General features: G+C 62.6%; 10 protein-coding genes and 1 pseudogene. 9 read left to right on the top strand and 2 right to left on the bottom strand.

Features of this window, described 5'->3' with window-relative positions; genetic code table 11:
• Positions 1-330 precede the first annotated feature (330 nt).
• From ACZ2HM_RS13300 to ACZ2HM_RS13270, 7 genes and pseudogenes are all read left to right on the top strand, one after another.
• Positions 331-2979 carry a PD-(D/E)XK nuclease family protein gene (locus ACZ2HM_RS13300; RefSeq protein WP_463265686.1) on the top strand — a complete coding sequence of 883 codons (2649 nt, stop codon included), beginning with the start codon at positions 331-333 and terminating at the stop codon, positions 2977-2979.
• On the top strand, positions 2979-6386 hold the full coding sequence (locus ACZ2HM_RS13295) for a UvrD-helicase domain-containing protein (RefSeq protein WP_096063696.1): 3408 nt from the start codon (positions 2979-2981) through the stop codon (positions 6384-6386). Before ACZ2HM_RS13300 ends, ACZ2HM_RS13295 begins: the two co-directional genes overlap by 1 nt.
• Positions 6383-7636, top strand: a complete 1254-nt coding sequence (locus ACZ2HM_RS13290; RefSeq protein WP_463265687.1) for a phospholipase D-like domain-containing protein — start codon at positions 6383-6385, stop codon at positions 7634-7636. The genes ACZ2HM_RS13295 and ACZ2HM_RS13290 overlap by 4 nt, the downstream gene beginning before the upstream one ends.
• On the top strand, positions 7633-7812 hold the full coding sequence (locus ACZ2HM_RS13285) for a hypothetical protein (RefSeq protein ID WP_470425416.1): 180 nt from the start codon (positions 7633-7635) through the stop codon (positions 7810-7812). Before ACZ2HM_RS13290 ends, ACZ2HM_RS13285 begins: the two co-directional genes overlap by 4 nt.
• 125 nt (positions 7813-7937) lie before the next feature.
• A complete protein-coding gene (istA, locus tag ACZ2HM_RS13280) occupies positions 7938-9440 on the top strand; it encodes an IS21 family transposase (protein WP_470425415.1) in 1503 nt (500 codons plus the stop codon).
• Positions 9437-10282, top strand: coding sequence for an IS21-like element helper ATPase IstB (istB, locus tag ACZ2HM_RS13275; RefSeq protein ID WP_043152446.1), 846 nt, complete (start codon positions 9437-9439; stop codon positions 10280-10282). The genes istA and istB overlap by 4 nt, the downstream gene beginning before the upstream one ends.
• Before the next feature lie 112 nt (positions 10283-10394).
• A pseudogene (locus ACZ2HM_RS13270) lies at positions 10395-10816 on the top strand (integrase core domain-containing protein); the annotation flags it as partial.
• 51 nt (positions 10817-10867) lie between these two features.
• Here the strand turns inward: ACZ2HM_RS13270 and ACZ2HM_RS13265 are convergent.
• The gene (locus ACZ2HM_RS13265; RefSeq protein ID WP_162472458.1) at positions 10868-11119 is read right to left on the bottom strand and encodes a hypothetical protein; all 252 of its coding nucleotides are present in this window, start codon (positions 11117-11119) and stop codon (positions 10868-10870) included.
• 444 nt (positions 11120-11563) lie between these two features.
• Between ACZ2HM_RS13265 and ACZ2HM_RS13260 the strand changes: the two genes are divergently transcribed.
• The gene (locus ACZ2HM_RS13260; RefSeq protein WP_255245846.1) at positions 11564-12124 is read left to right on the top strand and encodes a DUF7146 domain-containing protein; all 561 of its coding nucleotides are present in this window, start codon (positions 11564-11566) and stop codon (positions 12122-12124) included.
• A gap of 57 nt (positions 12125-12181) precedes the next feature.
• On the opposite strand, the gene ACZ2HM_RS13255 is transcribed toward ACZ2HM_RS13260, so the two are convergent.
• The gene (locus ACZ2HM_RS13255) at positions 12182-12457 is read right to left on the bottom strand and encodes an HU family DNA-binding protein (RefSeq protein WP_043152326.1); all 276 of its coding nucleotides are present in this window, start codon (positions 12455-12457) and stop codon (positions 12182-12184) included.
• 149 nt (positions 12458-12606) lie between these two features.
• Between ACZ2HM_RS13255 and ACZ2HM_RS13250 the strand changes: the two genes are divergently transcribed.
• Positions 12607-14646, top strand: coding sequence for a ParB/RepB/Spo0J family partition protein (locus ACZ2HM_RS13250; RefSeq protein ID WP_096063879.1), 2040 nt, complete (start codon positions 12607-12609; stop codon positions 14644-14646).
• Positions 14647-14737 lie beyond the last annotated feature (91 nt).

Here is a 14737-nt window from a genome sequence, read left to right as displayed (position 1 = left end):
GGCAAGAGCCGACATTTCCAGCACTGCAACGGAACGGCCTAAGCTGGTCGCACCTGTCGCCTGCGGGAACGGCATGGCGTGGGACATCAATCCTTTCCTAACCGAACTCGCATATCGCCGCGAAGTGTTAGGACAAGAGTGCGACCGCTGGTACCGTCGGCGTTGGCGCTAAGAACGGCATCGCAACGGGGTCTATCGTACGAGTCGAAGCGAAAACCGGCGTGCAGTTCGACCGCACGTCGTGGTTGCCAGGGATCAGGCAAGTCCGTCGTTGATCCATACTCACCTGCCATCTACTCTCGAAAGATTGGCAACAGTCGAAAGTGTCTCATGCAGCGGCAGACCTATATCGTACACGGTCGTCTCGCGTCCCGTGAGATCCGTCTCGACGCCGCCCGCAACCAGCACCACGGCACCCAGGTAATGGCGTTCGAGCAACTGGCGGCACGCCTCGCCGGCGGCTTCGCGCAGCCCATTGACGCCGAATCGCTCCGCGATGCGATCCAGCGCGTGCTCCCGGAAACCGATCTGGGCGAACTCGACACCATCAAGCTGCTGCCTGGCATGGTCGGAGCCACGGCCGATACGCTGCACAAGGTCTGGCGCACCGGGATCGATCTCTCGGCACGAGCGGCCAACCATCCCCGGCTCGCCGCTATGGCGACCCTCGAGGAGGCCGTGCTGGCCGTGCTGCCGCCCGCCATGCTCCGGCCGGTCGATCTGGCCTCTCACGCAATGGACCGTCTCCAACACGCGCCTGCGTTGTTCGGCGAGATCCATATTCAGGGCATCAGCGAGCTGTCGCCGTGTTGGCGCGACCTGTTGTTCGGTCTGGCGAAAGCGGTGCCGGTTCGCTGGCACGCCGGCCCGCGCTCTGTGCCCGCTTGGCTCGACGGCTCGCCGGTCGAGATCATCCGGTCAGCGCCGAACACACCGCAGATCGAGGCAGTGAGCGCTGCCAACGGTTACCACGAAGCGATCGAGGCTTTGCGCTGGGCTCGTGAGCTGATTGCGAGTGGCACGGCCAAACCGTCCGAGATCGCGATCGCGGCAGCGGCGCCTGCAGTCTATGACGATGAATTCATGGCACTGAGGGCCGACGCCAATATCGATCTGCACTTCGTCCACAGCATTCGCGTCGTTACGACGCGTGACGGTCAGACGGCCGCCGCGCTCGCTGACATACTGGTGCGGGGCGTGTCGCAGGCGCATCTGCGTCGTCTTGCGACGTTGCTGGCCGGAAGGGGATTGTTCAAAGCTCTGCCGGATGGTTGGCAACGCGTGCTCCTACCCGATGCGCCGCTCTCCTCCGCCGACGCCTGGACGCGGCTCCTTGGCGCTTTGACGCCCGATCGCTGGCCGGACGGTATCGACCATGCACCGGCGTTGCGCGCGATCGTCGACACGCTTTCGGGCGGCATCCCGCAGGCCGAAGAGATCGGGCGCGCGTTCCTCTCGGGCGGTGCCTTGCGCATTTGGCGCAAGGCACTGCTTGCCGGAAGCCCGGCAGCCATCGATGTCACCATCGACAGCCTTCGCCAGGAAGATGCGTGCGAAGCCTGCGTTTCGGTCGTCTGGATGCCGGCGTCGGCACTGGCGGCTTCGCCGCGCAAATTCGTGCGCCTCCTTGGTCTCACCTCGACCGGCTGGCCGCGACGGATCTCGGAAGACCCCCTGCTATCGGATCACATCGTTCCGACCAGCGAACTGGATTCGCTGCCGGTGACCGCCGCCGATCGCCGCGACTTCGAGACGATCCTTTGTACTACAGCCGCGCAGGTCGTGCTGTCCCGGCCGCGTCGTGACGGCGAGGGTCGCCTGCTTGGCAAGAGTCCGTTGCTGCGTGGCCAGCCCGTGGCCCGCTATGTCCGCCGCAACTGTCGACCGGCACACGCGATGAGCGAGACTGACCGTCTCGTCGCGCGTCCGGTCGATTTCGGTGCCTTTGCGCAGGCGCTCTCGGCGACGGCATGCTGGCAGGATTGGCAGCGCCCGACCGTCACCGCCCATGATGGCCTGGTGCGCGGCGACCATCCGGCGGTGCTGGCGGCGCTTGAACGACGGCAGTCGGCGAGCTCGCTCGCCAAACTGCTGCGCAACCCGCTCGGCTTCACCTGGACCTACGCGCTTGGGATCAGGGCACCGGAGAGCGCGGAGGAGGCGCTGGTACTGGATGCGCGGCAGAGCGGCATCTTGCTCCACGATACGCTGGATCATGCCGTGCGGTTGCTCGAGGGGGAGGGAGGACTGGCCCGCGCGCGACCGGACCAGGTCGTCGCGGCGATCGAAGCTGGTGCCGCGACGGTCACGGCACGGTGGCAGGCCGGGCAGGCCACCCCGCCGCTCGTAGTGTGGCGGCGGACACTCGAGGATGCCAAGCAGACCGCGCTGAACGCGCTGCAGCATCCCGAACCACCGCTTGCAGATCAGAAAAGCTATACCGAGGTCCCCTTCGGCGGGCAGGCAGCGAAATCTGACGGCGCGATCCCATGGGATCCCGCCACACCGGTCGCGATCGCCGACACCGGGTTTCAGATCTCGGGCTACATTGATCGCCTCGACCTTTCGGGCGATGCCGCACGGGCGCGCGTGCTCGACTATAAGGGCGGAAAGCTACCGCCAAAGCCGGTCATCCTGCAGGGCGGCAAGGAGCTCCAGCGCTGCCTCTACGCTTATGCGGTCAAGGCGCTGCTCGGCGACGATATCGAGATCGATGCGGCCTTGCTCTATCCGCGCGATACCGAGGCCCGCCATCTCGACGCGCCGGCCGATGTCCTGGAGGAGCTTGCCGGGCATCTGCGTGCGGCGCGCGCGAGCCTGCTCGCCGGGCGCGCGCTGATCGGCCCAGACAATGGCGGTGATTATGATGATCTGAGCTTCGCGCTGCCCGCGAACGCCCCCAACGGGTATTGCCTGCGCAAACTCGAACACGCGCGAGTCGCTCTCGGCGATGCGGCCATCGTATGGGAGGCGATCTGATGACCGGTACTACACCCGCCCTGCACGACGAGACCGCGCGCCTCGCTGCAATGACCGCACATGATCGCTCCGTGCTTGTCGAAGCCGGAGCCGGTTCGGGCAAGACCGCTGTCATGGCCGGCCGTCTTGCCCTGCTGCTGGCCGGCGGCACCGCCCCCAAGGCGATCGCGGCAGTCACCTTCACCGAACTCGCGGCGAGCGAATTGCTCGCTCGCGTTCGCGACTTCGTCGACGAGCTGCTCGACGGTAGAGTGCCACGCGAACTGGCCATCGCCTTGCCGAACGGTTTGTCGGCGGAACAGCAAGCGAGCCTCGAGGAGGCGGCTGCCTCGATCGACGAGATCACCTGCTCGACGATCCACGGCTTCTGCCAGCGGCTTATCAAGCCATATCCGGTCGAGGCCAATATCGATCCAGGCGCGGCGCTGATGGATCCGGCGCAGGCCGAGCTGGTGTTCGGCGATATCGTCGATCGCTGGCTGCGCGATACGCTCAATGTCGGCGACGATAGCCTTGTCGCGGAACTCGTCTTCCAGAACCCGGCGAAGGCAACCGAGCTGATCGCAACGGCCGCCGCGGCCCTGCGCGACAACCGTGTGCTCGTACCGCCGGCCTCCGGCCCAATCCAGCCGCTGGTGGCGGCGTTCCGCACCGCCACGGAGGCATATCGCACCTTCGTCGTTGGCGCGGCCGCGCAAGAAGAGGAAAGCATCGCCGGCGCTTCGGCCTTTGTCGAGATGGCCGCCGGTGTCGCGTTCGCCGAGACGGACGAGACGTCGTCGGCGCTCGTCGGGCTTCTGACGTCGCTGCCGCATCCTTCGCTCTGTACCGCCAAAGGGGCGTTCAGCGTCTACAAGAAAAAGGGGAAATGGGAGGCGGCCGCAAAGGCCGCGGGCCTCGCCAAGGCGGAAGGTGGTGTGTTGAATGCGCGTGCCGAGGAGCTGCATCTCGCCTGCTGCGAGGGCTGGACGCGTTTGCGGCAGGGCGCTGCGGCGCACGTTCTGGCGGAGCTGATCTGCGCGATCCAGCCGATCGCGGACGGCTTTCGCGATTATAAGCGCTCAGCCGCCCTGCTCGATTTCGACGACCTAATCTTTGCCGCGCGCGATCTCCTGCGCGACCATGGCGATGTTCGGGGCGCCCTATCGCGCCGCTACGCCCATGTGCTGGTCGATGAATTCCAGGATACCGATCCGTTGCAGACCGAGATCTTCTGGCGGCTGTGTGGCGATCCAGCTCTCGGCGCGGATCCGCTCGACTGGGTCAGCTACCGGATCCGGCCGGGCGCACTGTTTTTGGTCGGGGATCCCAAACAGGCCATCTACCGGTTTCGCGGTGCCGACGTCGCCGCCTATGTGCGAGCGCGCGAAGCCATCCGCGCGTTCAATCCGGACGATCTGCTCTCGATCTCGACCAATTTCCGGTCCTGTGCCGCGATCCTCACTTATGTGAACGAGCGCTTCGCGCCCCATCTTACGGAGGAGAAGGGGCAGCCCGGCTTCACCGCGCTCGACAGCTTTCATCCCGATAACGAGGAAGGACTGTGCGTCGCAACGCTTCCCGTTGCCTGTGCAGACGAGGACGGCAAGGCCAAGGCGGGCGTGCAGCGCGACTGCGAGGCCGAGGCGGTCGCTGAGATGTGCAGCCGCCTGATCGGCAGCCAGATCATCGTGGATCGCAAGACTGATACGAAGAGGCCGTGCCGCCCTGGCGACATTGCATTGCTGGCCCCGGGCGGGACCGAATTGTGGCGCTACGAGGAGGCGCTCGAGAAGCGCGGAGTGCCGGTAGCGACCCAGGCAGGGAAAGGGTTCTATCGCCGGCAGGAGGTGCAGGACCTCATCGCGATCGCCCGCGTACTGGCCGACAGTCGTGATACCCTCGCGCTTGTCGCACTCCTGCGCGGGCCACTGGTCGGGTTGAGCGAAGAGCAGCTGCTCGACCTCGTTTGGAGTCAGCCGCGTGATCCCGAGCGCCCCGATGCCCGACCCAAGCTTACCATCCATCTCGCGGCGGAGGCGATCGGGGACTCGTATGCGCGCGACATCGTCGAAAAGCTGCAGGCTATCCGTCGCGGGATCAACGCGACGACCCCGCACCAGCTTCTCGCCGAAGCCGTCGACCTGCTCCGCGTGCGTCCTATTCTGCTCCAACGACACGGCGGGCAGGCAGAGCGGCCGTTGGCAAATGTTGATCTCTTCCTGAGTCTCGCGCAGCCGTATGGCGTGCGCGGCATCAGGGCGTTCGCCGACGCGATGACCGCTGCCTGGGAGGGGAAGACCCGCTCGGCGGAAGGCAGGCCCGATGCGCAGGAAGAGGCGGTATCGCTAGTGACGATGCATGCGTCCAAGGGATTGGAATGGCCTATCGTCGTACCAATCAACACGATGACCTCGGGCAACGAAGTGCGCGATCCGATCATCGACGGCGAGACCAAGACAATCTTTCTGCCGATCTTCGGCGTCGCGCCCGCGGGCTATGAGGACGCCAAGACCGCCGAGGTCGCCGAGCGCGAGCGCGAGCGCCTGCGTCTCTGGTATGTCGCAGCGACCCGAGCGCGCGAGCTTCTCGTGCTGCCCAAGCTCGACGTGGCGCCGGCGCGAAGCAGCTGGAACGCCCTGATGGACTTCGATCTCGACGGATTGCCGTTGATCGCGATCGATCACCACCCGCCGGGCTTCGAGACGGTCGATAGCGATCCGGAGAATAGCCAGACGCGCGAGACGTTCGCGGCCGAAGCCGCTGCCGTAATGGCAGCGACGCTGCGCCTCCGATGGATCGCACCGAGCCGTGACGAGGATCCGCAGGGACCTCTCGAGGTGGTCGCCGAACCGAAGATCGTCGTGGCCGCCGACAATGCGCCTGCGCCGGACGTGGCGATCTCGGCGCAAGGCGGACGCGAACGGGGTCTCGTGATCCATAAGCTGTTCGAAGAGGTGCTGACCGGGGAAACCGCGGACGATCTGTCCACACTCACCGCCCGGGCGGCGGATCTGGCGCGCGCGATCGGGCGCGAACCAGGAAGGGACGCGATGTCGGGTCTCTCTGCCGAGGAAATGGCGGGCACGGTCGCGAGGACCTTGCAGCTGTCGGAGATCGCGGCGCTTCGCCCCCGACTCCTGGCCGAACTTCCCGTCTACGGACTAAGCGAGGATGACGGCGTCGACCTTGCGACGTTCGGCATCGTCGATGCGCTATGCGTCGGCGAGGACGGAAAGCCCGAGCTAGTGATCGACTGGAAGAGCGACGTCAGCCCAAGCGCCGCAGCGTCGGATCACTACCGATCGCAGGTCCGCCGATATCTGGAGGTTACCGGCATTCCGAAGGGTTTAGTCGTGTTCGTGACTACAGGCGATGTGCTGAGGGTGTCGGCGCCCGTCCTCACACTCTCAAAGGCCCGGACTTGAGCCGCCAACCTCGCCTTCGCGTCGAGCCCGCAACCCTCATTGCGAACGACGCACCGGAGGATCATGCGAAGGCGATCGCTGAAATAATCGCTGACGCCGACGAGATCATGATCGCGGTAGCTTTCCTCAAGCTTGGGGGGGCTGACTTTTTGGCACCAAAACTGTCGAAACGTCTTAAAGCTGGCGCCGTCGTTGAGCTTTTTATCGGCACTGACTTCTACCTAACCCAACCCTCCGCTTTGGAGCGGCTCCTTGAACTCAAAAACCAGCATCCAGCCTGCAAAGTGAGCGTTGCGGACAAGGCATCGGCAACTTTCCATCCAAAGGCGTACCTTACGCGTCGAGGGAACAGCTACCGAACTCTCATCGGTTCGGCGAACCTCACTCAGGGCGGATTGAAGTCGAACGACGAATTGTCAATGTGCGTCACCCACACCAAGGGAGACGATTTTACACGCGCCCTGTTGGATACCTTCAATCGGTATCGGGTCGGAAAGCGCTTCCAAGATATAGATCCACTGGTCCTTCAGCAGTACGCCTCGAGGCATGAGATAAATGAGCGCGAACGGAAGAAGTTCGAGAAGGCGAGGGATGCCGCGCTTCCCGCTGGATTCGACCTCCGCGTAATCGAAGCCTGGTACGCGCGATACCTTGCTGATCCACAGGCGGTGTCGGATCTCGCCGAACGGAAGCAGCGTCGGTCGGAAGCCCTCAAGGTTCAGAGGCGCATTGCCGCGTTGAAAGATGGGCGGCTCGATCAAGCCTCGCGGATCGCCTTTCAGGATGGGTTGCGGGATCTGATGACCTCCAAGGGAGGTCGGCATCTATGGGGCTCGGGCGATATCCATCGGAGGGGCACCGAGGCTCTGTCCCACCCAAAGCCGATGATCGAGCTTTTCGCGTCAGCTCAGGCCGCAGCGCAACGGCCGCCTCGTGAGGGTTACGAAATGATCCGCAAGCTTGCCGACCCAATCCCAGGCGTCGGCCTCAACATGGCGACTGAGATCCTCTGCAACTTCGCGCCGGACCGCTACGCGATCTACAACGGCAACACGGTGGGTGCTTTAGGGGCTCTCGGCATTGCCGCTCCCCAGTTCGCCAATTTTCAGGCGATCGGACCGGCGCGATATGAGGGACTTTGTGCAACCATCAAAGCCTTAGGCGCGCGACTTGGCGGCGCAAACTTTTCGGAATCAGACGCCTTCCTCAACTGGCTGTACTGGAAAACCAAAAAAGCTAAGCCCTCATGATCAGCGTGCTGCATCCTCGCGACATGGAACAGCCGGTGGTGACCTTGGATGAGACGAATGGCTGGTTCCAGCACAAGCGGCCGCTCACATTACGGCTAGTGAAGGTCGTGAGTTTGCCGCGCGACAATCAGGATGAGAGAGCAGCGTCAATCAAGATGAGAATCGCCACCTGCTGATGCGGCGTAGGGCGTAGCCCGGAGCCGGATCAGCAGGTGGCGATGTCGCCCTTTCCGGGGCGTTTCTGATGGTTGCGGCCGGTCAGGTATTCAAAGGCATAACTTCGCGAGAGGGGATGTCGTTCATGCCGGGCCGCCACGTCAACGATCATCAGATGAGGCTCTACATGAAGCTCCGACATACCCATGCCGTTCCGATCGCCGCCGCCAAGGCCAGTATCAGCACGGCGACCGCATATCGCATCGAGGGAGATCCTCGGCTTCCCTCGCAAAGGCAGGTCCAGCGAGAGCGGCGACGCCCGGACCCGTTAGCCGGGATCTTCGACAAGGATGTGGTCCCCATGCTCCAGGCTGCGCCTGGTTTGCGGTCAGTGGCAATTTTCGAGGAGATATGTCGCCGTCACCCTGAGCTTGATGGGCGCATTCGGCGCACATTGGAGCGAAGGATCCGAACATGGCGGGCGATCCATGGTCCCGAGCAGGAAGTGATCTTCCGGCAGGTGCATGAGCCGGGACGGCTTGGCCTCTCGGACTTCACCGAGATGAACGATGAGCACGTAACGATCGTCGGCGTGCCGCTCGATCATCGCCTCTACCATTTTCGGCTGATATGGTCGGGCTTCGAACACGTCCATGTCATTCTGGGCGGCGAGAGCTATGTCGCGCTTGCAGAAGGGTTGCAAAACGCCCTGTGGGCCGTCGGCGGTGCCCCGGTTGAGCATCGCAGCGATAGCCTGTCGGCCGCGTTTCGCAACCTGGACGCTGATGCCCGGCAAGATCTGACGTTGCGATATGACGCGCTGTGCGAACATTATGGCATGACGCCGACGCGCAACAACCGCGGCGTTGCCCATGAGAATGGCGGGATCGAGAGCCCGCACGGGCATTTGAAGGCAGCAATAAAGGACGCGCTGCTGATGCGTGGTTCGCGAGACTTCGATGATCTGGCGAGTTACCGGCACTTCATCGACGAAGTCGTCAGCCGCAAGAACCGGCGCAACGGCCCACGCATAGACGCCGAGCGTGCGATATTGCAGCCCCTGCCTGGCGCGCGCACCAGCGATTATGAGGAGACGATCGTCACGGTCACCTCGACCAGCAGCTTCACGCTTCGTAAGGTGTTCTATACCGTGCCCTCACGGCTGATCGGGCATCGGCTGCGCGTTCGGCTTTACGATGATCGCCTCGATCTGTTCATCGGCGGCACTCACCTCATGACATTGCCGCGGGGGCGGTCGTTCAATAACGGCTCCCACGGCCATGTGGTCGATTATCGGCACGTCATCCATAGCCTGCGGCGCAAACCCATGGCGCTCCTGAAGTTGGTCTATCGTGACCAGCTCTTCCCAAGGGAGCCTTATCGTCAGACCTTCGACCGGCTCATCGCCGCGTTGCCCGAACGGATCGCTTGTCGGCAGATGGTAGAACTGTTGGCAATGGCGCACGAAAGGGCCTGCGAAGCCGAACTCGCGGAACTGCTGGCAGCCGACGTGGCTGCTAACCGTCTCCCCGACATGGATGCCTTGCGAATACGCTTCGCTCCCGATCCGGCGGCGCTTCCCGACGTGGTGGTGGAACTAGTCCCCCTTGTCACCTATGATGTTCTCCTGGCGGGAGAAGCCGCATGAGCCGGAACGCACCCGCTATCGACGCCCAGCGTCTGAGCCTCATCCTCAACGACCTGCGCCTGCCAGCAATCAAACAGATCTGGCCCGACTTTACCACGCGGGCAGACAAGGAAGGCTGGCCTGGGGCCCGCCTGCTTGCGGCGCTCGCTGAGCATGAGATCGCAGAACGGGACCGACGCCGGATCGAAAGGCATCTGGGCGAAGCCCGCCTGCCACCTGGCAAGACTCTCGACAGCTTCGCCTTCGATGCAGTGCCAATGATCTCCCGCGCCCGGGTGACGGCGCTGTGTTCTGGTGATGGCTGGCTCGAAAAAGGCGCCAACCTCATCTTCTTTGGTCCACCGGGTGGGGGTAAAACCCATCTGGCAGCCGCAATCGGCCTTGCGTTGATCGAAAATGGCTGGCGCGTCCTGTTTACCCGCACTTCCGACCTGGTCCAGAAACTTCAGGTTGCCCGCCGTGAACTGGCGCTCGAAGCCGCGATAGCCAAACTCGACAAATATCATCTGCTGATCCTCGATGACCTCGCATATGTGACCAAGGATCAGGCTGAAACGTCCGTCCTGTTCGAGTTGATCAGCGCACGGTACGAACGGCGTTCCACGCTCATCACCGCCAACCAGCCTTTTGGTGAATGGAACCGGGTCTTCCCCGATCCCGCCATGACGCTCGCCGCCGTAGATCGCCTCGTTCACCACGCGACAATCTTCGAGATGAATGTCGAGAGCTACCGCCGCCGCTCGGCGATCCAGCGACAATCACGCGCTGGTCGGCCACCGACCTTCGCGACAATCAAGTCCAACGAGGAAATGTCGCGCAGCGACAATCAAACCTGCGAGTAGCGCTTGCCAGCGTCAATCAAAGCAGGCACCACTTGAAAACCGCGACGATCAGTTCTCATCCTGATTGACGGAAACTTCTCATCCAGATCGCCGCGCCATACGTGAGTTGGTCGATTGCTGCCGGGAGAACCTGTGGCTGGTCGGAGATAGCAGCATCTCGGGTGCCCAAGTGGCGCGCGAACTCGATACGCTGGTACGGCTCTATGGCAAATCGGCTTGCATTGTCAGCGATAGCGGAACCGAGTTCGTCAGTCGGGCGCCCCTAGAATGGGCTGGCAAGAAAAAGGTCGAGTGGCATATCATCGACCCGGGCAAACCTCAGCAGAATGGGTTCATCGGTCCTTCAACGGCTCGCTGCACGACGAACTGCTCAACGAGGAGTTGTTTGAGAGCCTGGCCGATGCGCGCCGGAAGCTGGCCATCTAGCGCTATGATTACAACAATGTCCGGCCCCACTCGTCGTTGGGAAATCGGACGCCTGCACAAACGCGTCGGGCGTTCGAGCAAGACGAGAGCATCACTCCCGACGCGCTTGTACACGCGCAGGGGCCATCGTGTTTAACGGGGGGCAGGTCATCTGGGTACTCATTCAAGCAGCGGTGTCGCAAGACTATGCATCATCTTGGCCATTTTTGCCCGCGTCCGGCCCGACAACCTGATGAAACTTCGCCTGCGATCAGGAGAATGGAGAATGCGATCAAGTAGATCATCACCCAACATTTCGATGGTCCTGCGATAGACACCCGCTGGTCTCGGATCGGCGGAATTGGGAAAAAATTGCCTCAGTACTTCATCCAAATTCCACTGCTCGATTATGAAAAGATCGAACAGCATCATCCAGTCAGACTCCTGATAACGCTCGAGACCCAATCAATTCGGAAGTCCGCCTGGTTCTCAAGTGCAAAAAGATCGATCGCACCGGAGGGGAGGCTGAGAGGGAAGATGAACCTATGCGAGACTATAACAATGAAATCTTTAAAACTTGAATTCGAGGGCGAAGCACTTTGCCGAAAGCTAGGCGGAACATGGCAAATGGATCGCGGTCTGTGCCTATGTCCCGCCCATGATGACCATAATCCTAGCCTGTCTATCCGTGTTGGCAAAAGCGCGCTGCTGTTCAAATGCTTTGCCGGTTGCGACACGAGAGACGTCCTGCGAGCAATCCGGCATTTACGCCTGCCCCATTCGGAGCAACACATTTCCGATTTGTCGCGCAACGTGCCCTCGCCTCACGCGGGTGCAGGGCCAGCCCTACGCATATGGAACGCATCCACATCCCTCGTGGGAACGCCCGCGCAAAGCTACCTGTCTGGGCGCCTGCTCACGCCGCCCTGGCATGATCTGCGCTATAATCCACGCACGCCGCTGGGAGGAGGCAGCCGCGCGCTGTTCCGGCCCGCCATGATTGCAGCCGTGCGGGAGAGACGACGGCTCGTCGCCATCCACCGCACCTTCCTTGATGCCGCAACTGCCACCAAAGCAAAGGATCTTGCCGATCCCCGCATGATGCTCGGACGTCCGGGGCGCGGCGCGGTACAACTCATGCCTCCCACTTCGGTGCTCGGCCTCGCCGAAGGCATCGAGACCGCGCTGGCGGCGATGCAACTGCACAAGATCCCGGTATGGGCGATCCTCGGGACAGAACGGGCCGGCCATATCCTGCTACCCGACAGTCTCGAACGCCTCGTTCTGCTGTTCGACCGGGATGAGGCTGGATGGAAAGCCAACAAAAATGCGAGCCTCGCCTATGAGCGTCCTGGCCTTGAGATCATCAGCGCGTGGCCGCCGCCGCCCAATAATGATTGGGCGGATGTGCTGGAAGGGCAGTCACGCGCTGCCTGATTACCATGATGCGGCTCCGCTGCCCTGCACCTGTTGGCAGCAGAGCAGCGATATAGGTCAGCCGTTAAGACGGTCCTTGATCACCTTGGCGGGGGTGAACGTCAGCTTCTTCGACGCCTTGATGGCGATGGTTTCGCCGGTGGCCGGATTGCGGCCCTCGCGCGCTGCAACGTCCTTGACCTTGAACTTGCCGAACCCGTTCAGCGAAATCTCGTCGCCTTTGGCCGCCGCGTCGGCAATGACCCCAAACAGGGCGTCAACGAGTTTGCGTGCGTCAGCCTTGGTCAGTCCATGATCGGCGCTGAGCGCTTCAGCCAGCTCGGAATTGTTCATAAAACGTCCTCCTGAAATTGTGCAGCTGCCGTGTCTAGCGTCACGGCACTGTGCCGTCACGCCTCAAAACGGCGCAAACGAAAGGAGAGGGGGAAGGAAGCGAATGCGCGGTTCGATGTGCGGGCCGCAGCTTTTGCGGAGTTTGTTGCATGACCAAGCCATCCATCCTCGTCCCGGCAACCCATCTCACCAAGTCGCCCGTCAATGTGCGCAAGCGGACCGATCCGCGCGCTGACGCTGAACTCGAAGCCAGCATCGCCGGGCATGGACTTATCCAGAATCTCGTCGGCGTGCCGGTCTCCCGTAAGAAAGGTCATTATCGCATCACTGCCGGTGGCCGCCGCCTCGATGCGATCCATCGCCTGATCGAGAAGGGAACGCTGCCTGCCGATTATGAGGTCCCCGTCCTTGTTCTTGCCAAAGCGAAGGACGGCCGCGAAATCAGCCTTGCTGAAAATTATGACCGGCTGCAGATGTCGCCTGCCGAAGATTGTCTGGCATTTCGCGATCTGATCGAGGTCGAGGGCCGCAGCACGGCGGAGATCGCCAAGCGCTTTGGCATCGAGGAACGCTTTGTTGTCGGGCGCCTGCGTCTCGCGAACCTCGCCCAGCCGATCTTCGATGCGCTCGAGGCTGACGAAATCACGCTCGACGTGGCCAAGGCCTATGCGACGACCGCGGACACCGCCCGTCAGACGGCGATCTGGGAGACGTTGCGAGGCAGCTATTCCCGCGACAATGTGAATGAAATCCGGCGGGCGCTCAATGGCTACAGCTATCGCGCAACCGATCCCAAGGCCCTGCTGGTCGGGCGGGATTCCTATATCGCGGCAGGTGGCCGTGTAGAGGACGCGGACCTGTTCTCCACTGCAGCGGACGAGCGCTGGATCGACACCCATATTCTCGATGATCTGGCGGAGACGAAACTCGCCGCGCACGCCGAGGCACTCCGCGAGCGTGAAGGCCTGGGGGAAGTACGCATCGTCACCGGCGCGCGAATCCCCTATATGGAGACCTATGCGATGCAACCGCTGACCGGCGTCGCCGAACCGCTCACGCAGGCGCAGGAAGCGCGTAAACTGGAGATTGAGGAGGAGATTGCCGAGATCGAACTGCTCGCCGAAAACGAGGCCTATGAGCCGGAAGAGGATGAGGAACAGCGCTATGCTGCCCTCCAGGCGGAACTCACGGCGATCGTAGAGCGCGAGGTTGTGATCGATCCTGAGCAGAAAGCGACCGCTCTAGGCTATGTGGTGCTCGGCCAAGACGGCACACCGCAAATCCATCATCAACTCTATATCGCGCCGGCGTCTGACGAGGAGAGCGGCGAGGCCGATGATGAAGGCGACGAGGGCGACGATAATGCCAGCGTTGAAACGCAGGAGAACGATGCTGCCGAAAACGCTCGCCCGGTGATGAGCCTGCGCCTTCGCGAAATGCTGGCGATGATGAAGACTGAGCTTCTTGCGGTCCACGTCGCCAGTGATCCCGCGTTCGCGTTAGATCTCGGCACCTTCATCATGGTCGATCGTGAATCCCGCCTGGCGGCCTTCGACATGCCGAGCGATCTGCGGGCTTCGGTGCCTTCCCGTCTCTTGCCCGATTTCAAGCCGGAAACAGCGGCGGCGGGTGAATGGACGAAGCTTGACGGGGCGCTTGATCGGAGCTGGCTCCACCACCCGGCAGTTCCAGATCGTTACGACGCCTTCTGCGCGCTGCCAGACGATGCACGAGCGGCCTGGCTCGGATGGGTGATCGCACGCACGCTTCATGCCGTTCCTGCCGGACAACGCGAGGCAGGCTTTCTCGATCATCTGGGGCGGAAGCTCGGGATCGATGTCGCTGCCTGGTGGCGGCCGACGGCGCTCACCTATTTCGACAAGCTGACCAAGCCTGGCATCCTCGCTTTGTTCGAGGAGATTGGCGGACTGGAGTTGCGGGTACGCTATTCCGGGTCGAAGAAGCACGATCTGGCCGCCTCGGCCGAGCGGTTGTTCGGTGGCGATGTCATCATCGAGCCCGAACTCCAGGAACGGGCGCTCGCCTGGCTGCCCGAGGAAATGCGGTTCGCCGCCCCCGAAAGCGGCGACGAGCTGACCTCGCCCGACAATAGCGACCACGACCTGGCGGACATGGTGAACAAGGAAGGTGGCAACGAAGGCGACCAAAGCTTCGCGCAAGCCGCCTGAACATGGCCGGGGGCACGGCTTAGTCCCCGCCCCCGGTTTCGGCCTTGGATGTAACTGTGCAACTGTCTAAAATGAGCCGCTGCCCTTAATC

Source organism: Sphingobium sp. KKT206 (assembly GCF_055640555.1).
This window is presented reverse-complemented; position numbering and strand designations above follow the sequence as displayed.

Excerpts from the sequence above, each read along its gene's own strand:
- ACZ2HM_RS13265 (WP_162472458.1), bottom strand. The coding sequence starts at position 11,119 with ATGATGCTGTTCGATCTTTTCATAATCGAGCAGTGGAATTTGGATGAA.
- ACZ2HM_RS13295 (WP_096063696.1), top strand. The coding sequence starts at position 2,979 with ATGACCGGTACTACACCCGCCCTGCACGACGAGACCGCGCGCCTCGCT.
- ACZ2HM_RS13255 (WP_043152326.1), bottom strand. The coding sequence starts at position 12,457 with ATGAACAATTCCGAGCTGGCTGAAGCGCTCAGCGCCGATCATGGACTG.
- istA (WP_470425415.1), top strand. The coding sequence starts at position 7,938 with ATGCCGGGCCGCCACGTCAACGATCATCAGATGAGGCTCTACATGAAG.
- ACZ2HM_RS13300 (WP_463265686.1), top strand. The coding sequence starts at position 331 with ATGCAGCGGCAGACCTATATCGTACACGGTCGTCTCGCGTCCCGTGAG.
- ACZ2HM_RS13250 (WP_096063879.1), top strand. The coding sequence starts at position 12,607 with ATGACCAAGCCATCCATCCTCGTCCCGGCAACCCATCTCACCAAGTCG.
- istB (WP_043152446.1), top strand. The coding sequence starts at position 9,437 with ATGAGCCGGAACGCACCCGCTATCGACGCCCAGCGTCTGAGCCTCATC.
- ACZ2HM_RS13285 (WP_470425416.1), top strand. The coding sequence starts at position 7,633 with ATGATCAGCGTGCTGCATCCTCGCGACATGGAACAGCCGGTGGTGACC.